This is a genomic window from Aequorivita sinensis, assembly GCF_006346335.1.
GTDB classification, from domain to species: Bacteria; Bacteroidota; Bacteroidia; order Flavobacteriales; family Flavobacteriaceae; genus Aequorivita; species Aequorivita sinensis.
Map to the genome: position 1 here is coordinate 36,245 of NZ_VDMC01000008.1, position 22,094 is coordinate 58,338.

Consider the following 22,094-nt stretch of genomic DNA (forward strand, 5'->3'; position numbering starts at 1 on the left):
GTTATTTTGCTAATCTCAAACCTGTAAACTGCCAACGCAGGTTTGTTTGAAAGAAGTTGCGGTAGGTTGGTCGGGTGTGGTTCTTTGAGGTTGCTACAGAGCCACCGCGCAACACTTTTTGGTTTACCATAAACTTGCCGTTGTATTCGCCAATAGCTCCTGGGGCTTTGGTGTAATTGGGGTAGGGGAGATAGGCACTCTCGGTCCATTCCCAACGGCTGCCCCATTCAAAGTTGTTTTGTGCAGCTTCCCATTCAAATTCGGTAGGTAGTCGGCAGGATTTCCATTGGGCATAAGCAAAGGCTTCGTAATAAGAAATATGTGACAGTGGCGCGTCAAGATCTATTTCTCGAAGTCTTTGTAAGGTGTATTGATGCCACTTCCCCTCAATATTATGCCAATACATAGGAGCTTTAATATTGTTCGTTTTTACCCAATCTAAACCTTCGGCGTGCCATAGGTTGAAATCTTCATACCCGCCAGCATTTATAAACGCTAGGTATTCGGCATTGGTAACGAGTTTATTCGAAATTTTATAATCGTGTAGATATACTTTATGTTGTCCCAACTCATTGTCGTAACAAAACGCATCTGGATTGTTATGCCCAATTTCATAAATTCCTTCTTTCATGTCTATCCATTCTCTCTCGAAGTTTTGGATGGGATTTTCAGAAAAGTTATCGTTGTATTTAGGCAACAAGGGATTATTCCCTAGGATGTATTTTATATCGGTTGTAAGTAGTTCTTGATGTTGTTTTTCGTGATGTATTCCTATTAAAAGCACATCTTTTATTTTTTCTGAAATTCCCTTGTCGGTGTTGTGCAGTTCAGTAAGAAAATCTTTCATTTCTGAAGTTACGTAGTGCCGGTAATCATAGACTTTGGCTACGCCAGGTCGGGAGAGGTTTCCGCGGTCGTTTCTAACCACCCGTTTTCCTACATTCTCGTAATAACTATTGAATACAAAGGCGAAGTCGTCGTGGAAAAGTTTATAGTTTGGCTTGTAGGGCTTTAGTATGAATTCCTCAAAAAACCATGAGGTATGCCCTAGATGCCATTTAGGAGGTGAAACATCTACAATAGGCTGAACGACATAATCTTCAATTTCCAGCGGCTTGCAAATGTCTTCTGTATGTTGGCGGGTTTCAAGAAAAAATGAAACCAAAGTATCGGTAACAATCATAAAAAAGTGTTTTATCTGAGTAAACTCACATATTATCTACACTTTAAATATAATTATTAATATTGTTTAAGACTATTGTTGCCTCGTTAAACAGTTGTTAAACTAGAAATTCTAATTTTTACGCGTTCTTTTTGGAGGTTCAATTTTAAAGATAATAGGAAGTGAGTATAATACACCCACACGTTTCCCTCTGTGTTCTCCAGGAATCATTTTAGGTAAATTGCTTACCACGCGTTCGGCTTCTGCTTCAATTTCAGGTCGGTCTGCACTCGCCTGAACATCTACTACGTTTCCGTATTTATCAATTTTAAACTGTACGGCAGTTCTGTAAATTTTTGGAGGCAAATTTAAAGCCTCCATTTTTTTCATATTAAAATGCTGGTTGATAAAGGCCGAGATATTTTCGGACATGCATTTTTTTAATACTTCATTGTCGGTTCCAGTGCATCCCAGATATATGGGAACTCGGTCGATAACTGCAAATGGAACATCCTCCCGTGGTGCATTAGCGTCTTGAGCGAATGAAATTGTAGTAAAACCAAAAGCTAAGATGAGTAGAAAATTTTTCATAAGTGCAGGGATAAAATTAATTTTATACTAGAAGAAACCTGTTTAAAAACTACTTTCCAGTTTTAAAATTAAAGGGAACGGCCATTTTAATTTTTCTTGGTTTCCCTGCCATCATTCCTGGTTTCGCCATTTTAGGGATGGCCATAATATTTCTTTTTGCTTCCTCTTGTAGCGATTTGGTTCCCCCGGTAACCTTGGTTACTTCAACCAGTCCTTTTTCATTGATAACGAACTCAACGGTTACTTTTCCTTGCTCATTTCTCTTGTAAGCATCGGCAGGATATTTAAAGTTTTTAGAAATATGAGCCGATAACTTTTGGTTGAAACAATTGTCGCGTTCGGCTACGTTACCTTTTTCACATCCAGGCCATACAGGACCAATTTCCTTAAGTGTAACTTCGTTTTTATTTACATTACCCCATTCTTCTTGCGCAAAGATGGTTGTGGAAAATAATATACAAACGGCAATGAGTAGGTTTTTCATAATAGGTTTTTGAAATTATATGGCAACTGCACCTTTAATATGTGGATGCGGATTGTAATCCACTAGAGTAAAGTCGTCAAAAGTGAAACTAAAAATATCTTTTACATTCGGATTTAAAATCATTTTTGGGAGTGGACGCGGCTCGCGAGAGAGTTGAAGTGCAACTTGTTCGTAGTGATTGCTGTAAATATGCGCATCGCCAAAAGTATGAACAAAGTCTCCTGCTTCGTAGCCACAAACTTGTGCCATCATCATTGTAAGTAGTGCGTAAGACGCTATATTAAACGGCACCCCTAAAAAACTATCGGCACTGCGTTGGTATAGTTGGCAAGACAGCTTTCCATCGGCTACATAAAACTGAAAAAATGCGTGGCAAGGTGGAAGTGCAGCTTTTCCATTTGCTACATTTTCAGCAAAAGGTTTTGAAGTGTCGGGCATTACGCTAGGATTCCAAGCGCTTACTAACATTCTGCGGCTGTCTGGATTCTTTTTAAGGGTTTCCACAATTTCTGAAATCTGATCTATTTCTTCACTGTTCCAATTTCTCCATTGATGTCCGTAAACAGGTCCTAAGTCGCCATTTTCATCTGCCCACTCATTCCAAATTCGAACTCCGTTTTCTTGTAAGTACTTTATATTGGTGTCTCCATTCAAAAACCACAATAGTTCGTAAATGATAGATTTTAAGTGAAGTTTTTTAGTAGTAACCATCGGGAAACCTTCGCTGAGGTCAAAACGCATTTGATAGCCAAAAACACTTTTTGTGCCTGTACCAGTACGATCCTGTTTCTCAGTTCCGTTTTCAATTACATGTTTAAGTAAATCGTGGTATTGTTTCATTGTAAAGAAAAATAATTCAGAAAATAAATATAAATAATCAAACCAACTATTAAACTAAAAAATAGAACAATTATTGCTATCGTATAAGGAAATCAAATTGTTAAACCATTCTATTTCAGAAGTGGTTACTTTCTAATTAAAAGCTGTTAGGTATACTACCCAATAATCATTCCAGCGATGGTTGCTGAAATAAGCGATGCTATTGTTCCCCCAAGTAATGCCTTCATTCCAAACTTAGAAAGCGTTTTACGTTGTCCTGGAGCTAAAGATCCAATGCCACCAATTTGAATTCCGATAGAAGCAAAGTTGGCAAAACCGCAAAGCATATACGTAGCCATAATAATACTTTTTTCGTAGTTAAGGTGAAGTCCGTTAGCTACATCTTTAAGTTCAGCAAGTTGAATATATCCTACAAACTCACTAGCTACAAGTTTAATCCCTAATAGTTGTCCCATCATCATCATGTCTTCTTTAGCCACTCCAATTAGCCACATTAAAGGTGCGAAAACAGTACCGAGTAAGGCTTCTAAAGAAAGTGATTTATATGATGAATTTGCTGCCACCCAATCATTTAGGTTTGTGGTGTCTCCAACCCAGCCTAATATTCCGTTTATCATAGCAATAAACGCTACGAAAACTAATAACATAGCTCCAACGTTTACTGCAAGTTTTAACCCTTCGGTAGTTCCATTTGCAATAGCATCCAAAAAGTTAGATCCTATTTTTTCAGAAGAAACTTTTACGTCGGTGTTTATCGATTCGGTTTGTGGGTATAATATTTTTGATATTACAATTGCTCCTGGTGCCGCCATAACCGAAGCTGCTAAAAGGTGTTTTGCAAAAGTAAGTCTAAGCGCAGGGTCGTCGCCTCCTAAAAATCCGATATAGGCTGCAAGTACGGCCCCAGCAACGGTTGCCATTCCTCCAATCATAACCAAGAGCATTTCACTCTTGTTCATTTTTTCTAGGTATGCTTTAATAAGTAAAGGTGCTTCTGTTTGCCCCAAAAAGATATTTCCTGCAACACTTAAACTCTCTGCTCCAGAAATGTGTAGGATTTTGGTGAGTAACCACCCCATTCCTTTTACTACAATTTGTATAATACCTAAGTAGAAAAGCACTGAGGTTAAGGCAGAGAAAAATATAATAGTTGGTAACACCTGAAGGGCGAAAATAAATCCGTATGAATTTACGTCTAACATTCCTCCAAAAAGGAATTCACTTCCTGCTTTTGTGTAATCTAATACGTTTACGAAAACCTGACCAATGGCTTCAAAAGTAGCTTTTATAAATCCTACTTTTAATACGCCAATTGCAATTACCATTTGGAATAGGAGTCCGATTCCTACTGTCTTCCAGTTAATTGCTTTTCGGTTTGAACTGAAAAGCACTGAAATTAATATAAGGGAAATCATTCCTAAGGCACCACGCCAAATACTATTGAATGAAATCCCTTGGCTTGGGATTATTTGCGAATTGCTAGTGTCGATATCCAAAACAGTTGCAGCTTCAATGATATCGGCTTGTAAACTGTATGTAAAGTTGTTTTCGGAAAGTGTAAGTGTGCTGTCTGTTAGTTGTTCTACTCGAAATATACGAATGCTGTCGTTTGCACTGTTAAAGAAAAGTACTAGTAGGTTATTCTGAAGAATATAATCTCCACTTGCTAGGGTGCTATCTTTTGGAGCTAGAAGGTATTCAAAAGAACCATCCTTAAGATTTAGGTAGTCTTTTTCGGGATTGATATCTATGATGGAGAGTCCGGCTTGATCTTTTACTTCGGTAAATTGCCAATTCTTTTCGATGCTTTGCCCAAAAACGGTTCCGAAGAATAAAAGCGCAAAGGCTACAAGAGTAAATTTATACATATACTTAAAATCCCAAAAATTATATTCTAACATATTTAGTGGTTGAATTTGCGGTATTTCATATTGCTACGTTAACCGGTAGTTGCCACTTATTTACTTTCGTTTCGATATTTCGTCACGTATGCTAGCGGCCTTTTCGTAATTTTCATTTTTTACGGCTTCATCTAGCATTTTATTCAGTTCGGTTAAACTGAACTTTGTGTAATCTTCTCCGGCTGGTTTTTTAGATTCTTTATCATCCCCTAAAATTAAATTCTCAATCACTTCTTCCTCTTTTTTAGAGAGTGGTTTTTTTGAAGTAGGAGTTTTTAAATATATACCAGCTTTGTCTAAGATGTTTTTATAAGTAAAAATAGGAGCATTAAACCTAAGAGCCAAGGCAATGGCATCACTAGTTCTAGCGTCTATTATTTCTTCTATTTTGTCGTGTTCACAAATAATACTTGAATAAAATACGCCATCCACTAATTTGTGAATTATCACGTGTTTTATCACAATTTCATAGCGGTCGGCAAAGTTTTTAAACAGATCGTGCGTGAGTGGGCGCGGAGGCGTTATTTCCTTCTCAAGTGCTATTGCTATAGACTGTGCTTCAAACGCACCAATAACTATTGGTAGTTTACGCTCGCCGTCAACCTCATTTAAAATAAGTGCATAGGCACCATTTTGCGTTTGGCTGTACGAAATTCCTTTTATGCTAAGTTTTACTAAGCTCATTCTTCAGTAATCAATACGCAGTGAGTTTCGTCAATGCGCAGTTCTTTAAACAATTGTTTATAAAAATAACGAATTTAAATCAATTAAAAAGGCTGTTTAAATGAGGGTGTTTCCTTATTTAAACAGCCTTTTTCGAGGCACAAATTAATAAAAAATTATGCGTTTTGAGCCTTAAACTCTTTTAATTTTTTGTTTAGCTCAGGAACGATTTCAAAAGCATCGCCTACCATCCCGTAGTCTGCAGCTTTAAAGAAAGGAGCTTCCGGATCGTTGTTGATAACAACTTTCACTTTAGAAGCGTTAATTCCTGCCAAATGTTGAATTGCTCCAGAAATTCCAATAGCAATATAAAGGTTTGAAGCTACTGGCTTACCAGTTTGCCCAACGTGTTCGCTATGTGGTCTCCAACCCATATCGCTTACTGGCTTAGAACAAGCTGTAGCAGCACCTAAAATACCTGCAAGCTCTTCAATCATTCCCCAGTTTTCTGGTCCTTTAAGTCCACGACCTCCTGAAACAACTATTTCAGCATCAGCAATAGTAACAGTATCGGTAGCTTTATCTACAGAAACTACTTCCATATCAAAATCGTGAGCGTCAAGGTTTGCAGTGAAGGCTTCAGTAGTAGCTGAAGTTTCATTTTCTTTTAAACCGTATGAGTTTTTACCAATTCCAACAATCTTAATATCAGTTGTTATTTCGGTATTAGCAAAAGCTTTGTTTGTGAAAACGCTGTGCTTCACTTTAAAAGGTGAAGTGCTAGATGGCAATTCAACAACGTTAGGAACAAAACCTGCTTCTAGGTTTACAGCCAATGTAGGCGCTAAAAACTTACTGTTTGCACTCGATGTTAAAACAATAACTTTTGCACCTTCACTTTTAGCAGCTTGACCTATTACATCTGCATAAGCTTCGCCGTTAAACTTGTTTAATTTATCGTCAGAAACTTCTAAAACTTTAGAAGCACCGTACTTTCCTAATTCTGAAGTATCATTCGCATTGATAGCTACAGCTGTAACGGAAGTACCCATTTGGTCTGCAATTCCCTTTGCGTAAGAAACTGCTTCCAAAGCTATTTTCTTTAATTTTCCTTCTTCTGATTCGGTATATACTAAGATCATATCTGTTTTATTTTGTAATTATTATTTTCCCGATAGCTATCGGGATTGGAATTCCAAATCTGAAGCACCAAATTCCAAATAACTTCCAATTTTTTGTTATTTGGTGCTTACATTTGGTGCTTCAAATTAAATAGCCTTCGCTTCGTTGTGAAGTAGGTTAATTAATTCGTCTACGCTATCAACCAATTTCACAGCTCCTTTTGGTGCTGGTTTTTCAAATGAAACAGTGCTTGTTTCAGTATTTGCGTCAACAGGCTCTTTTACGTTCAATGGCTTAGTACGCGCTTGCATAATACCACGCATGTTAGGAATGCGAAGATCACTTTCTTCTACCAATCCTTTTTGTCCACCAATTACAAGCGGAAGTGATGTTTTAAGCGTTTCTTTACCACCGTCAATTTCTCTAATTGCCGTAGCTTTATCGCCGTCAACTTCTAGGTGAATACAAGTGTTTACGAAGTTAGCTCCTATTAGTTTTGCTACCATTCCTGGAACCATTCCACCGTTGTAGTCGATAGACTCACGACCACCAATTACTAGGTCGTACCCACCTTCTTTAGCTACGTTTGCAAGTTGTTTTGCAACAGAAAAACCATCGGTTGCAGCAGTGTTGATTCTAATTGCTTCATCAGCACCAATCGCTAACGCTTTTCTAAGTGTAGGTTCGGTTTCTGGACCTCCAACATTTACAACGTGTACAGTTGCACCTTGCTTTTCTTTAAACCACATTGCACGTGTAAGACCAAATTCATCGTTTGGATTAATTACAAACTGAACACCGTTAGTATCAAACTTAGTGTCGCCATCAGTAAAGTTAATCTTTGACGTTGTGTCCGGTACGTGACTAATACAGACTAATATCTTCATTTTTATACTATTTTTGAATTGTAAAAATTGTACAAACCTACTATAGGTAATATACAGCGGTTTGCTTGCGGGCGAAGTTAATAATAATTTAGCTTTTATTTGCTATGCGTGCATAATAAATTTTGGTTAAATCTTTGAAATATTACTTAATCAGATTGGAATTATAGTATTTTTGCTTTCCCTAAAAAAAACTTAAGAAAATATTCTTTGGGTTTTTTAAGAGGCTGCAACGTTTTAAAAAAGCGGAACAAGGATAAAAAATTATAAAATAAATATGTAAGGCTTACTAGGTTTATAATAAAGCTTAGGATAAACTACAACGAGATATGAAAACACTACAATTTAGAGAAGCTATTGCTGAGGCGATGAGTGAAGAAATGCGTCGCGACGAATCTATTTATTTAATGGGTGAGGAAGTTGCCGAATACAACGGGGCTTACAAAGCTAGTAAAGGAATGCTAGATGAGTTTGGAGCAAAACGTGTAATTGATACTCCAATTTCAGAAAATGGTTTTTCAGGTATAGGTGTAGGGTCTGCTATGAATGGCAATAGACCTATTATTGAGTTTATGACCTTCAATTTCTCTTTAGTTGCAATTGATCAAATTATAAATAACGCCGCAAAAATGCGCCAGATGAGCGGGGGACAATTTAATATTCCTATCGTTTTCCGTGGGCCAACTGCTTCTGCGGGTCAGCTTGCTGCAACCCACAGCCAGGCTTTTGAAAGCTGGTACGCTAACTGTCCTGGATTAAAAGTAATTGTTCCTAGTAACCCTGCCGATGCAAAAGGTTTGTTGAAAAGTGCAATTCGCGATGACGATCCCGTTATTTTTATGGAAAGTGAGCAGATGTATGGTGATAAAGGTGAGGTGCCAGAAGGAGAATACCTAATCCCAATTGGAGTAGCCGATATTAAAAGAAAAGGAACGGATGTAACCATTGTGTCTTTTGGTAAAATTATTAAAGAAGCTTATAAAGCTGCCGAAACTCTTGCTGAAGAAGGAATTGAATGTGAGATTATAGATCTTCGTACTGTTCGTCCATTAGATTATGAAGCAATTTACGAATCGGTAAAGAAAACAAACCGCTTGGTGATTCTGGAAGAAGCGTGGCCATTCGGAAACGTTGCTACCGAAATTACGTATCAAGTTCAAAACAATGTGTTTGACTACTTAGATGCTCCTATTGTAAAAATTAACACCGCTGATACTCCAGCACCATATTCACCTGTTCTTTTAAAAGAATGGTTGCCAGATAGCGAAGACGTTATTAAGGCAGTGAAGAAAGTGCTTTATAAAAAGTAGAAGGTAGCGAGGAGTGGCTAATTTGTAGTTGGGAAACAAAAGATATTTTTGTTGACTTATTACAGATTGGCCGAATTAAAATGTAACTAAAAGTTTACTTTTTTAAATAACAGCGTTTAAGAAAATTCTTTCAGCAATTATCGAAAAATCATCAAAATAGTTTTTCCTTTTAATTAATGTTTTATTATTTGTGATTTGTTATTTAGTCATTCTTAAAGAATAAATATTTTATCCTCCAGAGTAAATTTATATGAAGCACTTTTTAGTCATTTCGCTTTTAATTCTAAGTGCCTCGATTTTTGCCCAAACGAAAGTTAGTGGGGTAATTAAGGATGAAACGGGATATCCTGTATCATTTGCCAATGTTATTTTTAAAGATTCGCAAGAGGGAACTATCTCTGATGAAAACGGTCGATTTTATTTAGAAAGCGATAAAACGTATAGGGCTGTAGTATTCTCATTTATGGGGTTTACTACTAAAGAGCAGGAGCTTACCGCACGAAGCACTTATAATATGGAAGTGGTTTTGGAAGAAACTTCCGATGCCCTGGATGAAGTAGTAATTTATACCGGAAAAACTTCTAAAAAAGATAACCCGGCACTAGACATACTGCGTAAAATTTGGGAAAACAGAAGAGAGAACGGGGTTAAAAAGTTCAAACAATACCAATACGATAAATATGAAAAGTTAGAGTTCGATTTAAACACAATCGATAGCGCGCTAATGAGTAATCGTATTTTCAAAGGAATGGAATTTGTCTTTGAACAAACCGATACCTCTCGAATTACAGGAAATACTTATTTGCCAATTTTTATAAATGAAGCAGTTTCAAAAGTGTATGGTGATAATACTCTGAAGCAAGAAAAAGAAGTGCTTCAAGGGAATAAAAACTCTGGTTTTGACAACAATCAAACGCTTATTGCATTTATAAAAGATCTTTATAGCGAATACGACGTTTACGATAACTACCTAAAGTTTTTTGATAAAGCTTTTACCAGTCCGCTTTCTCGCACTGGAATAGATGTGTACAACTATGTGCTTCAAGACAGTGCGTATCGTGACAACAAATGGTGTTACAATATTGTGTACTATCCACGTCGTAAAAACGAACTTACTTTTAAAGGAGATTTTTGGGTAAACGACACCACTTGGGCGATTAAGGAAATTAATCTTCAAGCTTCAAAAAGTGCAAACCTAAACTGGGTACGTGATGTGTATATCGAGCAGGAGTTTGATGTGTTAAACGACTCCATTTTCCTTATTACCCGCGATTACTTCTTAAGCGATTTTAGTTTTCAGAAGAAAGAAGCTGCCAAAGGTATCTATGGAAAAAGAACAACACTTTATGATAAGTATGTTTTTGATATTCCTAAGGACAAGAAATTCTACACCAAACAAGTAGATCCATACAATTACGATGTTTATAACCGTCCTGATGATTTCTGGGATGAAAACAGAATGGAGAAGCTTAGTAAGGATGAAAAGGGAGTATATAAAATGCTCGACACCTTGAAAACAGTTGGGCGTTTTAAAGCCTTGTATAATATTGGTGCAACCCTAGCAAGTGGATATTACGAAGTAAACAATTTTGATATTGGTCCAGTGTTTTCAATCTTCGGATTTAATGAAGCCGAAGGAATGCGAATACGCCTTGGAGGACGTACGTACTTTAGTCAGAACGACCAATGGCGATTAGAAGGTTTTGGGGCCTATGGTTTTAAAGACGATAGGTTTAAATACGGACTATCAGCCAAATGGCTTTTAGATAGAAAATCAAGACTAACAGTTTTTGGAGGTAATAGAAGAGATGTAGAACAAACTGGTTCGAGTTTAACCAACAGCAACGATGTATTAGGGCGTAGCCTTGCGTCGTCTTCACTGCTTTCTGTAGGGTCTAACGACCGACTTTCGAGGATAAACCTAAGTACAATTGGGTTTGATATTGAGCCTTGGAAAAACTTCATCATTCGGTTAACAGGATCTTACCGAACATTAAAATCGGCTACCGATACTTTTAGTATCGATTATAAAGTGATGGAAGATGGCGTTTTTACAGGAGATGTAAAAAGCCATTTAAAACAAGCTGAAATTCAGTTTGGATTCTTCTATACCCCGGGTAGAAAAACTTCAGGGTATGGGGTGGAACGAACAGTTATAAACACTGGAAACTTCCCATCATTCTTTGCAGGCTATAGCTATGGTTTAAAAGATGTAATGGGTGGAGATTTTGAATACAAAAAGTTGCAAGCGCTATACACACAACCGTGGAATATTGGCGGAATTGGCCGACTGTTATCTACTGTGGAAGTAGGAACAACCATTGGAGCTGTGCCTTTAAGTTTGCTAAACCCAATTCCTGGAAACCAAACGTACTTTAGTTTATACAACACTTTTACCCAGCTGGATTATTACGAATTTGTGAGCGATACTTATGCTTCGTTACATTTACAACACAACTTTGGAGGAAGAGTTTTCTCTAGAATTCCATTGCTTCGAAAGTTAGACTTACGTGAAGTAGTTGGATTTAGAGCTGTTTACGGAACCATTTCGCAGGAAAATATAGATTTAAACGCATCGAACATTGTTTACAAAGCCCCTGAAGATATTTACTGGGAGTGGAGTGTAGGTGTCGGGAATATTTTCCGCGTGTTTAGGTTAGACTTTAACTTCCGTGGAAACTACCTAGACAATCCAGGGGCAAGAGACTTTGGTGTTACTGGAGTTTTTGGGTTTGAGTTTTAGAAAACTCTTTTCTTTAGAAGTGCTTTTAAGTACTTAAAATATACTCTTACCTTTGCCAAATGCCATTAAAAACCACTCATATTACGAGCCCGATTCAAGAAGTTGATCTCAGTTTGTTTGGCATTAATGGATATTCGCTTTTTGTAAAGCGCGAAGATTTATTGCACCCATTCGTTTCAGGAAATAAATTCAGAAAACTGAAATACAACCTACTGCGTGCTAAAGAAGAAAATCACGAAACGCTACTTACTTTTGGGGGAGCATATTCAAACCATATAGCAGCAGTGGCAGCAGCAGGAAAGGAAATGGGATTTAAAACCATCGGAGTAATTCGAGGGGAAGAACTCGAAAGTAAAATCTCTGAAAACCCAACGCTTAGCTTTGCTAAAGAATGTGGCATGAAGTTTCTTTTTATTTCACGTGAAGCGTATCGAAATAAAGACAGTCAGTCCTTTCTTGATTCATTAATAAAAAATACAGGCAAATGTTATATCATTCCTGAAGGGGGTAGTAATCATTTAGCTGTAAAAGGCTGTGAAGAAATCTTAGACGAACACACTAAACAATTCGATACTATTTGTGTTGCAGTTGGCACAGGAGGAACAATAGCTGGCCTAATAAATGCTTCAGAAGAGCATCAAAATGTACTCGGATTTTCAGCTTTAAAAGGAAATTTTCAGACTTCTGAAATTAAAAAATTCACTGCTAAAACTAATTATACTATTACCGATGCGTATTGTTTTGGGGGTTATGCTAAAATAGATCCTAAATTAATACGTTTCATAAATGAGTTTAAGGAAAAAACGGCAATTCCGTTAGATCCTGTCTATACTGGCAAGATGATGTACGGTATTTTTGAGCTGCTTAAAAATGAGTATTTCAAAGAAAATAGCTGTATTTTTGCCGTGCATACTGGAGGCCTTCAAGGCATTGCTGGTATTAATAAAAAGTTGAAAACGAAAAACCTTCCTACAATTGAATAAAATGATTGCTAGACTTATCGCCCTTTCACTAATTAGTGTAATATTTTTCGGGAGTTGTAAATCCAAAAAAACAGCTACTCGCTATACAAAAAAACCCAAAACAGAGCGTGTTGTAAAAGTGCAACAACCCGACGAAAAAGGGACAAAAGCGGAAGAGCCGGAAGTAGTTATTATACCTAAAAACCTTTCGTATAATGAGCGCGTTGAATTTTATATAAATCAGTATCGCGATATTGCAAAGGACAATATGGTAAATTACAAGATCCCTGCAAGTATAACTTTGGCGCAAGGGATTTTAGAAAGTGGTGCTGGTGCGGGCGAACTTACCCAAAAAGCAAACAACCACTTTGGAATAAAATGCCATACAGGTTGGGAAGGCGAAAGAGCGTATCACGACGATGATGAAAAGCAAGAGTGTTTCCGAAAATATACACATCCAAAGTATTCGTACCGCGACCATTCCCTGTTTTTGACGCAACGCAGCCGTTACCAAGATTTGTTTAGTCTTCGTATAGACGATTATAAAGGTTGGGCGAGAGGACTTCGTAGAGCGGGTTATGCTACAGACCCTAAATATCCAGAAAAACTTATTAGTATTATTGAAAGATATCGTTTAGATAGATTCGACAAAGAGGTTTTAGGCGGAAAAGTATCGGAACCTACTTCCAACGATATCGAAATCGCTACGTATTATGTAAAGCCAGGCGATACCTTGTATAATATATCGCAACGCTTCAACGTAACTGTGGAGGCTATTAAGAGATACAATGGGTTAAAAGATAACACCATTTCTGTAGGCCAGGTTTTATACTTGGGTTCAGCAAAATAATAATGCATTAAAATATACCTATCTGCACTTTTTATTTATGTGGTGTAGCGTTAGGTGTGATATAGAAATAAAGAATTTTGTTATGAGTATGATTTATCAAAGAAGTAGTGCTTTGTTTGTAGAAGCACAAAAAGTAATTCCAGGAGGAGTGAATTCTCCAGTAAGAGCTTTTAAATCGGTGGGAGGAACGCCGGTTTTTGCAAAAAAGGCAGAAGGAGCTTATATATATGATGAAGATGGCAATAAGCTGGTAGATTACATTAATTCGTGGGGACCAATGATTTTAGGGCACGCTCACAAACCTGTAGTGGATGCGGTAATCGACAAAACTAAAAGCGGAACATCTTTCGGTATGCCAACTGAAATTGAAACCGATATTGCTAAACTAGCCGTATCTATGGTTCCTAATGTTGATAAAATTCGTTTTGTAAACAGTGGAACTGAAGCGTGTATGAGTGCTGTTAGATTGGCACGTGGATTTACAGGAAAAGATAAAATTATCAAGTTCGCTGGCTGTTACCACGGTCATAGTGATTCATTCCTAATTCAAGCCGGAAGTGGAGCGATTACATTTGGAGAGCCTAACAGCCCTGGTGTAACCGAAGGAACTGCGAAAGACACTCTTCTTGCTACTTACAACGACTTAGATAATGTAGCTGAAACTATTGCTGCAAATCAAGGCGAAATAGCTTGTATCATTCTTGAGCCTGTTGCTGGAAATATGGGATGTATTCCACCTGCAGATGGTTTCTTACAAGGGTTGAGAAAGCTTTGTGATGATAATAACATCTTACTCATCTTTGATGAGGTGATGACGGGCTTTAGGCTTGCACCTGGAGGCGCACAAGAGCTTTTTGGTATTGATGCAGACATTGTAACCTTTGGTAAGGTTATCGGTGGTGGACTGCCTGTAGGGGCTTTTGCTGCAAGAGCAGAAATTATGGATTATTTAGCGCCAATTGGTCCTGTTTATCAAGCGGGAACGTTAAGTGGAAATCCATTGGCTATGGCTGCAGGACTTGCAATGCTAAAAGAATTAGATGCTAATCGAAATATTTACAATTCTATAAACGAAAAGACAGCATACTTACATAAAGGATTAAGTGAAGCCTTAACCTCTGAAAATGTAAAATTCACAATCAATCGTCTTGGTTCGATGATTTCAATTCATTTCTCTGAAACGCCAGTAACTAATTTTGATTCTGCCGCTGCTGCGAGTAATGATAACTTCAAAAAGTTTTTCCACGGAATGCTAAACGAAGGTGTTTACATTGCACCGAGTGCTTTTGAAACCTGGTTTATCTCTGATGCTTTAACGTATGAAGATTTAGATTTCACCATTGAAGCTTGTCGCAAGGTTGCTAAAAGTCTTTCGTAACAGAAATACTTACAAGAATAAAAAAAGGCTTTTACATTTCGGTAAAAGCCTTTTTTTGTTGGGTTATTTCTTCAATCCTGGAGGATATTCAGCTAAAATTTTAGCTACAATCTCGCGAATCCTTTCTTCTTTCTTTTCCATATTGCTAGTCACTAAATCTGCATTTCCCATTCCTTGCCAAACCAGATTGTTAGTTTTTGCATCTATTAAATCTATAAAAAGTGTGCCTTCAGTAGTGCGTGAAACGCTACTTCCACCATAGTAAGTTCCGTAGTACCACGGGCTCCATCCCCAACCGTAGCCAAAGTTGTTGTTGTAAACATCAACACGCTCGCGTTCTTTAGTAAAAATACTTACAAGTAAGTCTGGAGTTTCAGATTTCGACATTCCTTTTGCACTTAGGTTTGCATCAATAGCACGAAGGATTCGTTTTTTGTCTAAGTCGCTTATTTTAGCCTTGTCTATTCCAGGCTTAAAAAAGGCAAAAGAACGGTATTGATTAAAATTTGCTTCTTTATCGTAATCAGTTGCTACACGAACGGTGGAGCAGGAAGTGAAAACGAAAAGCAGCAACAGCGGTAAAAATTTAAGTGCTTTCATAGATTTTATTTTTTAGGTGAATAAACTATCGTCAACGAAATTTGGAAGCGTAACTTTTAGGTTTGGATTGTTGTCCATTGCGCGTTTAATTGCGAAAACCGCTTCGTCATTTCTTGCCCAGCTACGTCTTGATATTCCGTTGTTTACATCCCAGAAAAGCATGTTTTCAAGTCGTCGTTGTGCGTCATTAGTACCATCAAGAACCATTCCGAAACCTCCGTTTATAACTTCACCCCAGCCAACGCCACCGCCGTTGTGTATGCTTACCCAAGTAGCACCTCTAAAACTATCGCCAATAACATTTTGAATAGCCATATCTGCAGTAAACCTACTTCCGTCGTAAATATTAGAGGTTTCACGGTAAGGAGAATCGGTTCCGGATACATCGTGATGGTCGCGACCTAAAACAACAGGTCCGATTTTCCCTTCAGAAATCGCTTTGTTAAATGCAGAAGCTATTTGGATTCTTCCATCGGCATCGGCGTAAAGGATACGGGCTTGAGAGCCAACAACAAGTTTGTTTTGCTGAGCTCCTTTAATCCATGTGATGTTATCTTGCATTTGCTGTTGGATTTCTTTTGGGGAATTTTTCATCAATTCCTCAAGAACTTCACAGGCAATTTCATCGGTTTTTTGTAAATCTTCTGCTTTTCCTGAAGCACAAACCCAACGGAAAGGTCCGAAACCAAAGTCGAAACACATTGGTCCCATAATATCTTGTACGTATGAAGGGTATCTAAATTCTTTTCCTTTTTCATCAGAAAGCACATCGGCACCGGCACGCGAAGCTTCTAGCAAAAATGCATTTCCGTAATCGAAGAAGTACGTTCCTTTTTCAGTGTGTTTGTTAATAGCTGCAACTTGGCGGCGTAAACTTCTCTGAACTTCCTTTTTGAATTGCTCAGGGTTGTTAGCCATCATATCGTTGGCTTCCTCGTATGTCAATCCAACAGGGTAATAACCTCCTGCCCACGGATTGTGAAGTGAGGTTTGATCACTTCCTAAATCAATTTTAATATTTTCTTCTGCAAACTTTTCCCAAACTTCCACCACGTTTCCGTCGAAGGCAATAGAAACTGTTTCTTTATTAGCAGTAGCTTCTTTTACACGTTTTGAAAGTTCGTCTAAATCTGAAATAACCTCATCTACCCAACCTTGAGAATGTCTGGTTTCTGTGGCTTTTTTATTTACTTCGGCGCAAACGGTAACGCATCCTGCAATATTCCCAGCTTTTGGTTGAGCACCGCTCATTCCTCCTAGACCTGAAGTTACAAATAATCCGCCTTGAGTTGCCTTTTTAATTTTTCTAAATCCATTAAGAACCGTAATTGTAGTTCCGTGTACAATTCCTTGTGGGCCAATGTACATATAGCTTCCCGCCGTCATCTGTCCGTATTGGGTAACCCCAAGCGCGTTGAACTTCTCCCAGTCGTCCGGCTTTGAGTAATTAGGAATCATCATTCCGTTGGTAACGACAACTCTTGGAGCGTCTTTGTGCGAAGGGAAAAGTCCCATAGGATGTCCAGAATAAACAGCTAATGTCTGCTCATCGGTCATTTCCGATAGGTATTTCATCGTTAATAAATACTGCGCCCAGTTTTGGAAAACAGCACCGTTTCCTCCGTAAGTAATAAGTTCGTGTGGGTGTTGCGCTACAGCATAATCCAAATTGTTTTGAATCATTAGCATAATAGCTTTTGCCTGCTCACTCTTTCCTGGATATTCCTCGATAGGGCGTGCGTACATTTTATAATCTGGACGGAAACGATACATATAGATACGTCCGTACTTTTCTAATTCCTCACGAAACTCAGGTAGGAGGGTGGCGTGTTGTTTCGGTTCAAAATAACGAAGCGCATTGCGTAAAGCTAATTCCTTTTCTTCGTCAGTTAGAATTTCTTTTCGCTTTGGCGCGTGATTAATAGACGGGTCGTAGGCCTTCTTTTCTGGTAAAACAGAAGGAATTCCTTGTTGTATTTGTTCTTTAAAGTTCATTATTTATATGTTTTCTGTGAAACGTCTGTAGCTTTACATCGAAAATGTTAACCGCAAAGGCGCAAAGCTCGCAGAGTTATAAGTTATTTGCTATTCTTTTAAGTCCATCAATTAATTTTACAGAATTAAAATTGATTAAGAGACCAAGCTTTAATTCTTTTAATTTTAAATAGGTTAATAATTGAGCCGTATGGATTGGTGCTAATGCATCTACAGATTTTATTTCAATTATAACTTTGTTATTTACAATCATATCAATTCTGTATCCTGCGTTAAGTTTAATATCTTTATAAACTACAGGTAAAGCTACTTGTTGTTTCACTTCCAAACCCATTAATTTTAATTCATGAGCTAAACAGATTTCATAGGTACTCTCAAGAAGTCCAGGTCCGAGTTGTTTATGAACTTCTATACAGGCACCGATAATTTTTGAAGAAATCTCGTTTTCAGTCATGTTGTATATTTTTCTTTGCGTCCTCTGCGACTCTGCGGTGCGAGGGTTCACGCAATGGTATAGAGTATGCAAAGTTTTTATTGACGCTTTACATTTTTCTTACCTACCCGCGAAGTGGAAGGATCAAACCCATACGGACAATGGCGACATCCACTTTGGCAGCAATACCCACGTTTTAAATGATATTGTTCGGTAAAACATTTATATCCTTCAGGAGTAAGGTAGTAATCACCTTCTTCTAGCTCTATTTTTTTCTTTGGAAATAACATATTACAAAAGTACGGATTTCGATGATGAATTTTTAAAAATGAATTGTAATCCATCCATTCAATAATTAAGCTTTAAATTTGCAAGACTAATACTACAGTAATGACAAAACATAAAGCCGGATTCGTAAATATAATAGGAAACCCTAACGTGGGCAAAAGTACATTAATGAACGCTTTTGTGGGCGAGCGACTTTCAATTATTACTTCTAAAGCGCAAACCACCCGTCACCGTATTTTAGGGATTGTAAACGGGGATGATTTTCAAGTGTTATTGAGCGACACTCCAGGAATTATAAAACCTGCTTATCAGTTGCAGGAAAGTATGATGGATTTTGTGAAATCTGCTTTTGAGGATGCCGACGTATTATTGTATTTGGTAGAATTAGGTGAAAAGGAGCTTAAAGATGAAGCTTTCTTTAATAAAATTAAAAACGCCAAGATTCCCGTATTACTTCTTATAAATAAAATCGACCTAGGGAATGAAGAGCTGCTTACTGAAGCCCTTCAGCTTTGGCAAGAAAAAGTACCAAATGCCGAGATTTTTGCTATTTCAGCACTTCAAAATTTTGGAGTTCCTGAAGTATTTAATCGAATCATCGAATTATTACCTGAATCACCAGCTTTCTATCCAAAAGATCAGCTAACGGATAAGCCTGAACGCTTTTTCGTAAACGAAGCTATTCGCGAGAAAATCTTGATTCACTATAAAAAAGAAATTCCATATTCTGTAGAAATTGATACAGAAGAGTTTTTTGAAGACGACAACATAATCCGAATTCGCAGTGTGATTATGGTTGAACGCGATACCCAAAAAGGGATTATTATTGGTCATAAAGGTTCGGCCTTAAAACGAGTAGGGATAGAAGCAAGAAAGGATCTAGAGAAATTCTTCGGAAAACAAATTCACCTTGAATTATATGTGAAAGTGAATAAAAATTGGCGTAGCGACGAGAGACAATTACGCCGTTTTGGGTATAATAACAAGTAATGATTTATGTAATTCTCTTTATTGCATTAGTGGCGTTTGCGGTTTATGCTTTTACACAAAACAAAAAACGTCCAGTTAAACCATTTCCTGAGGAATGGAAACCGCTTTTGAAGGAGAATGTACTTTTTTACAGAAATCTTTCTGAATCTGAACAAAAAGGGTTTCGCGAGCGAATGATGCTTTTTTTAAGCGAAGTTTATATTGAAGCCGTTAATACAGATTTAGAGGAATTGGATAAAGTGCTAATTGCCGCAAGTTCTGTAATTCCTGTTTTTGGTTTTAAAGAATGGCATTATAACAATTTAAGCGGGATTATTCTTTACCCAGATAATTTCAACGACGAGCTTGTGTTTGAAACGAATGGTGAAAAGCGTGTTATCGCCGGCCTTGTTGGTTCGGGAAGATTTGAAAAACAAATGATTCTTTCTAAAAAAGCACTGCATCACGGTTTTAAGAATGAAACCGATAAAGGAAATACATCGGTTCACGAATTTGTTCACCTTATCGATAAAATGGATGGGGAAGCAGATGGTGTGCCTGAGCGACTACTACAACGACAATATATTACTCCTTGGTTGAAATTAATGCACGAGGAAATGGAAGCCATAAATAATAATCAATCTGATATTCGGGCGTATGGCGGAACTAGTGAGATTGAATTCTTAGCAGTAGCTTCAGAATATTTTTTTGAGCGGCCAGCGCTTTTTAAAAGAAAACATCCTGAACTATATGAAATGCTAGAAAAATGTTTTCAGCAAAATCCAGCGAAGAAGAATTCTAAAAAGTGAAACTTAAAAATGTTTCTACTTTATTGGAAAGGAATAGTCGTCTGCTAATTAGAATTTAAAACTTCATTCATAAAATCATACAGTTCTCGCATTCCCGGTTTTCCTTTTTTCTTTCCTATACTTCCAGCTAAATAGAGCAAGAACCAGATAATTATTAATGCTACTGCTATCCCGATTTGAAGCGCTATAGGGTTTCCTAAATTATGGTTGGAATAAAGCCAAATTAAATCTACCATAAACAATATCGCTACTACCACGTGAAAAAACATAAACATAGTCCATACCGTTGGATTTGGTCCAAAGAAACCGTGAAGGGTACTAGTGTTTTCGGATTCAGAAATTTCTAAATGAAGTTGTGGAGACCAAAAATCCTGCTTGTTTTTTGGAAGTTTTATGAAGATATGATCGTCTATACAAGATATATGAAATCTCTCTTGTGCGTTTTTTGCTTCAGAGAATTTGCCAAGTATTTGTGAGTGTGGTTGTTCTAACTCGATTTTAAATCGCGGTCTTAAAACTATTTCATTCGGAAGCATAATTCACTCTTGTACTTTTAATAATTAAATAGAAGATTCAGTATTCTATAAACCTTGTTTTAAACCTGAAGGTTATCTGATTTTCGAGGCGTTTTTTAAGTTATAAAACCCTTTTATCCTTCGTCTTAAGTGTTACAGTTTTAAATGATATTAAAATATCAAATAGTAACTATTTTTTTATAAGCGGTTAAAATAGTATTTTTTGTGCGAACTAAAACCTATTTTTGCACCCTAAATTTAAGATTATGAGCATTGTTGCCATAGTGGGGAGACCAAATGTTGGGAAATCCACTTTTTTTAACAGATTAATTCAGCGTAGAGAGGCTATAGTTGATGCTGTGAGCGGTGTTACTCGCGACCGTCATTATGGAAAGAGCGATTGGAATGGAAAAGAGTTTTCGCTAATAGACACTGGTGGTTATGTAAAAGGGAGCGATGATATTTTTGAAGCTGAAATTGATAAACAAGTAGAATTAGCTATAGATGAAGCCGATGCAATTATCTTTATGGTAGATGTAGAAAGTGGCGTTACAGGTATGGATCAAGAAGTTGCAAAGCTGCTTAGACGATCAAAAAAACCTATTTTTCTAGCTATTAATAAAGTTGACGGTGCTTCACGTGTGAATGCCGCATTAGAGTTTTATTCCTTAGGATTTGAATATCAATACAATCTATCTAGTATAAATGGAAGTGGTACAGGAGATCTTTTGGATGATCTTGTAAAGGCATTACCTGATACTGATGAACCAGATGATAGTGAGTTACCGCGATTTGCTGTTGTTGGTCGCCCGAATGCCGGGAAATCATCGTTTATTAATGCCCTTATTGGGGAAGATAGATATATCGTAACAGATATTGCAGGTACTACCCGTGATAGTATAGATACAAAATACAACCGTTTTGGATTTGAATTTAACTTAGTCGACACTGCGGGAATTCGTAAGAAGAGCAAGGTAAAAGAAGACTTAGAGTTTTATTCTGTAATGCGAAGTGTTCGTGCTATCGAGCATTGCGATGTCATTATTCTTGTATTTGATGCCACAAGAGGGTTTGACGGCCAAGTTGAAAATATTTTTTGGTTGGCACAGCGAAACAATAAAGGAATTGTGATTCTTGCTAACAAATGGGATTTAGTTGAAGATAAAGACACAAGTAGTGTTAAGGATTACGAAAAGTATATCCGTCAGCAAATAGAACCTTTTGTAGATGTGCCGATTGTATTTATTTCAGTACTTACGAAACAACGAATTTACAAGGCTATTGAAACAGCTGTTGAGGTTTACAATAACCGAAGCAAAAAAATTAAAACTAGCGAGCTAAACGAGGTGATGCTACCGATAATTCAGAATTATCCGCCACCAGCATACAAAGCAAAATATGTAAAAATTAAGTTCTGTATGCAATTGCCTACTCCATATCCTAGTTTTGTTTTCTTCTGTAATCTGCCTCAGTATGTAAAAGATCCATACAAGCGCTTTATAGAAAATAAACTTCGAGAAAACTTCGATTTTAATGGAGTGCCAATTACTATTTACTTCAGAAAGAAATAATATTCTTTTTAATAGAAATCAATT

21 protein-coding genes are annotated in these 22,094 nt (G+C 37.2%); 8 read left to right on the forward strand and 13 right to left on the reverse strand.

Annotated elements, in window-relative coordinates; genetic code table 11:
* Position 1: 1 nt before the first annotated feature.
* The 8 genes from egtB to FHP04_RS09745 form a co-directional block, all read right to left on the reverse strand.
* Complete coding sequence (egtB, locus tag FHP04_RS09710) at positions 2-1,183, reverse strand: ergothioneine biosynthesis protein EgtB (protein ID WP_139855912.1); 1,182 nt, start codon at positions 1,181-1,183, stop codon at positions 2-4.
* Between the two features lie 111 nt (positions 1,184-1,294).
* The gene (locus FHP04_RS09715) at positions 1,295-1,753 is read right to left on the reverse strand and encodes an energy transducer TonB (RefSeq protein ID WP_139855913.1); all 459 of its coding nucleotides are present in this window, start codon (positions 1,751-1,753) and stop codon (positions 1,295-1,297) included.
* 49 nt (positions 1,754-1,802) lie between these two features.
* Positions 1,803-2,237: an energy transducer TonB gene (locus FHP04_RS09720; protein WP_139855914.1), complete on the reverse strand. Its 435-nt coding sequence runs from the start codon at positions 2,235-2,237 to the stop codon at positions 1,803-1,805.
* 15 nt (positions 2,238-2,252) lie between these two features.
* Positions 2,253-3,077: a thymidylate synthase gene (locus tag FHP04_RS09725; protein WP_139855915.1), complete on the reverse strand. Its 825-nt coding sequence runs from the start codon at positions 3,075-3,077 to the stop codon at positions 2,253-2,255.
* A gap of 155 nt (positions 3,078-3,232) precedes the next feature.
* Positions 3,233-4,945, reverse strand: coding sequence for a NupC/NupG family nucleoside CNT transporter (locus tag FHP04_RS09730; RefSeq protein ID WP_139856004.1), 1,713 nt, complete (start codon positions 4,943-4,945; stop codon positions 3,233-3,235).
* A gap of 93 nt (positions 4,946-5,038) precedes the next feature.
* A complete protein-coding gene (locus FHP04_RS09735) occupies positions 5,039-5,662 on the reverse strand; it encodes a bifunctional nuclease family protein (protein WP_139855916.1) in 624 nt (207 codons plus the stop codon).
* 155 nt (positions 5,663-5,817) lie between these two features.
* Complete coding sequence (locus FHP04_RS09740; RefSeq protein ID WP_139855917.1) at positions 5,818-6,783, reverse strand: electron transfer flavoprotein subunit alpha/FixB family protein; 966 nt, start codon at positions 6,781-6,783, stop codon at positions 5,818-5,820.
* A 126-nt stretch (positions 6,784-6,909) separates the two neighbouring features.
* Complete coding sequence (locus FHP04_RS09745) at positions 6,910-7,650, reverse strand: electron transfer flavoprotein subunit beta/FixA family protein (RefSeq protein ID WP_139855918.1); 741 nt, start codon at positions 7,648-7,650, stop codon at positions 6,910-6,912.
* 326 nt (positions 7,651-7,976) lie between these two features.
* Between FHP04_RS09745 and FHP04_RS09750 the strand changes: the two genes are divergently transcribed.
* From FHP04_RS09750 to hemL, 5 genes are all read left to right on the forward strand, one after another.
* A complete protein-coding gene (locus tag FHP04_RS09750) occupies positions 7,977-8,957 on the forward strand; it encodes a pyruvate dehydrogenase complex E1 component subunit beta (RefSeq protein WP_139855919.1) in 981 nt (326 codons plus the stop codon).
* Positions 8,958-9,207: 250 nt separating this feature from the next.
* Entirely contained in the window at positions 9,208-11,700 is a 2,493-nt protein-coding gene (locus FHP04_RS09755) for a DUF5686 and carboxypeptidase-like regulatory domain-containing protein (RefSeq protein ID WP_139855920.1), read from the forward strand.
* Between the two features lie 59 nt (positions 11,701-11,759).
* Positions 11,760-12,683 (forward strand): 1-aminocyclopropane-1-carboxylate deaminase/D-cysteine desulfhydrase, encoded by a 924-nt coding sequence (locus FHP04_RS09760; protein WP_139855921.1) that lies wholly within the window; start codon positions 11,760-11,762, stop codon positions 12,681-12,683.
* 1 nt (position 12,684) lies between these two features.
* Positions 12,685-13,512: a glucosaminidase domain-containing protein gene (locus tag FHP04_RS09765; RefSeq protein ID WP_139856005.1), complete on the forward strand. Its 828-nt coding sequence runs from the start codon at positions 12,685-12,687 to the stop codon at positions 13,510-13,512.
* Positions 13,513-13,600: 88 nt separating this feature from the next.
* Positions 13,601-14,890 (forward strand): glutamate-1-semialdehyde 2,1-aminomutase, encoded by a 1,290-nt coding sequence (gene hemL, locus FHP04_RS09770; protein WP_139856006.1) that lies wholly within the window; start codon positions 13,601-13,603, stop codon positions 14,888-14,890.
* Between the two features lie 63 nt (positions 14,891-14,953).
* Here the strand turns inward: hemL and FHP04_RS09775 are convergent, their stop codons facing one another.
* The 4 genes from FHP04_RS09775 to FHP04_RS09790 all read right to left on the reverse strand — a co-directional run bounded on the left by FHP04_RS09775 (position 14,954) and on the right by FHP04_RS09790 (position 18,208).
* Entirely contained in the window at positions 14,954-15,490 is a 537-nt protein-coding gene (locus FHP04_RS09775; RefSeq protein ID WP_139855922.1) for a DUF4136 domain-containing protein, read from the reverse strand.
* Positions 15,491-15,502: 12 nt separating this feature from the next.
* Positions 15,503-17,485, reverse strand: coding sequence for a urocanate hydratase (locus FHP04_RS09780; protein ID WP_139855923.1), 1,983 nt, complete (start codon positions 17,483-17,485; stop codon positions 15,503-15,505).
* 76 nt (positions 17,486-17,561) lie between these two features.
* Entirely contained in the window at positions 17,562-17,939 is a 378-nt protein-coding gene (locus tag FHP04_RS09785) for a GxxExxY protein (RefSeq protein ID WP_139855924.1), read from the reverse strand.
* Positions 17,940-18,016: 77 nt separating this feature from the next.
* Complete coding sequence (locus tag FHP04_RS09790) at positions 18,017-18,208, reverse strand: DUF5522 domain-containing protein (RefSeq protein ID WP_139856007.1); 192 nt, start codon at positions 18,206-18,208, stop codon at positions 18,017-18,019.
* 100 nt (positions 18,209-18,308) lie between these two features.
* Between FHP04_RS09790 and era the strand changes: the two genes are divergently transcribed.
* A complete protein-coding gene (era, locus tag FHP04_RS09795) occupies positions 18,309-19,196 on the forward strand; it encodes a GTPase Era (RefSeq protein WP_139855925.1) in 888 nt (295 codons plus the stop codon).
* The gene (locus FHP04_RS09800; RefSeq protein WP_139855926.1) at positions 19,196-19,984 is read left to right on the forward strand and encodes a M90 family metallopeptidase; all 789 of its coding nucleotides are present in this window, start codon (positions 19,196-19,198) and stop codon (positions 19,982-19,984) included. Before era ends, FHP04_RS09800 begins: the two co-directional genes overlap by 1 nt.
* A 44-nt stretch (positions 19,985-20,028) precedes the next feature.
* Here FHP04_RS09800 and FHP04_RS09805 read toward each other — a convergent pair whose 3' ends face one another.
* Complete coding sequence (locus tag FHP04_RS09805; RefSeq protein WP_139855927.1) at positions 20,029-20,520, reverse strand: GTP-binding protein; 492 nt, start codon at positions 20,518-20,520, stop codon at positions 20,029-20,031.
* A gap of 242 nt (positions 20,521-20,762) precedes the next feature.
* Between FHP04_RS09805 and der the strand changes: the two genes are divergently transcribed.
* A complete protein-coding gene (gene der, locus FHP04_RS09810; protein ID WP_139856008.1) occupies positions 20,763-22,070 on the forward strand; it encodes a ribosome biogenesis GTPase Der in 1,308 nt (435 codons plus the stop codon).
* Positions 22,071-22,094 lie beyond the last annotated feature (24 nt).

Coding starts and splice junctions, on each gene's coding strand:
- FHP04_RS09765 (WP_139856005.1), top strand. CDS start 12,685: ATGATTGCTAGACTTATCGCCCTTTCACTAATTAGTGTAATATTTTTC.
- FHP04_RS09805 (WP_139855927.1), bottom strand. CDS start 20,520: ATGCTTCCGAATGAAATAGTTTTAAGACCGCGATTTAAAATCGAGTTA.
- FHP04_RS09800 (WP_139855926.1), top strand. CDS start 19,196: ATGATTTATGTAATTCTCTTTATTGCATTAGTGGCGTTTGCGGTTTAT.
- FHP04_RS09745 (WP_139855918.1), bottom strand. CDS start 7,650: ATGAAGATATTAGTCTGTATTAGTCACGTACCGGACACAACGTCAAAG.
- hemL (WP_139856006.1), top strand. CDS start 13,601: ATGATTTATCAAAGAAGTAGTGCTTTGTTTGTAGAAGCACAAAAAGTA.
- FHP04_RS09760 (WP_139855921.1), top strand. CDS start 11,760: ATGCCATTAAAAACCACTCATATTACGAGCCCGATTCAAGAAGTTGAT.
- FHP04_RS09720 (WP_139855914.1), bottom strand. CDS start 2,237: ATGAAAAACCTACTCATTGCCGTTTGTATATTATTTTCCACAACCATC.
- era (WP_139855925.1), top strand. CDS start 18,309: ATGACAAAACATAAAGCCGGATTCGTAAATATAATAGGAAACCCTAAC.
- FHP04_RS09755 (WP_139855920.1), top strand. CDS start 9,208: ATGAAGCACTTTTTAGTCATTTCGCTTTTAATTCTAAGTGCCTCGATT.
- FHP04_RS09730 (WP_139856004.1), bottom strand. CDS start 4,945: ATGTATAAATTTACTCTTGTAGCCTTTGCGCTTTTATTCTTCGGAACC.
- FHP04_RS09735 (WP_139855916.1), bottom strand. CDS start 5,662: ATGAGCTTAGTAAAACTTAGCATAAAAGGAATTTCGTACAGCCAAACG.
- FHP04_RS09785 (WP_139855924.1), bottom strand. CDS start 17,939: ATGACTGAAAACGAGATTTCTTCAAAAATTATCGGTGCCTGTATAGAA.
- FHP04_RS09750 (WP_139855919.1), top strand. CDS start 7,977: ATGAAAACACTACAATTTAGAGAAGCTATTGCTGAGGCGATGAGTGAA.
- FHP04_RS09715 (WP_139855913.1), bottom strand. CDS start 1,753: ATGAAAAATTTTCTACTCATCTTAGCTTTTGGTTTTACTACAATTTCA.
- FHP04_RS09790 (WP_139856007.1), bottom strand. CDS start 18,208: ATGTTATTTCCAAAGAAAAAAATAGAGCTAGAAGAAGGTGATTACTAC.
- FHP04_RS09780 (WP_139855923.1), bottom strand. CDS start 17,485: ATGAACTTTAAAGAACAAATACAACAAGGAATTCCTTCTGTTTTACCA.
- FHP04_RS09740 (WP_139855917.1), bottom strand. CDS start 6,783: ATGATCTTAGTATATACCGAATCAGAAGAAGGAAAATTAAAGAAAATA.
- FHP04_RS09775 (WP_139855922.1), bottom strand. CDS start 15,490: ATGAAAGCACTTAAATTTTTACCGCTGTTGCTGCTTTTCGTTTTCACT.
- FHP04_RS09725 (WP_139855915.1), bottom strand. CDS start 3,077: ATGAAACAATACCACGATTTACTTAAACATGTAATTGAAAACGGAACT.
- egtB (WP_139855912.1), bottom strand. CDS start 1,183: ATGATTGTTACCGATACTTTGGTTTCATTTTTTCTTGAAACCCGCCAA.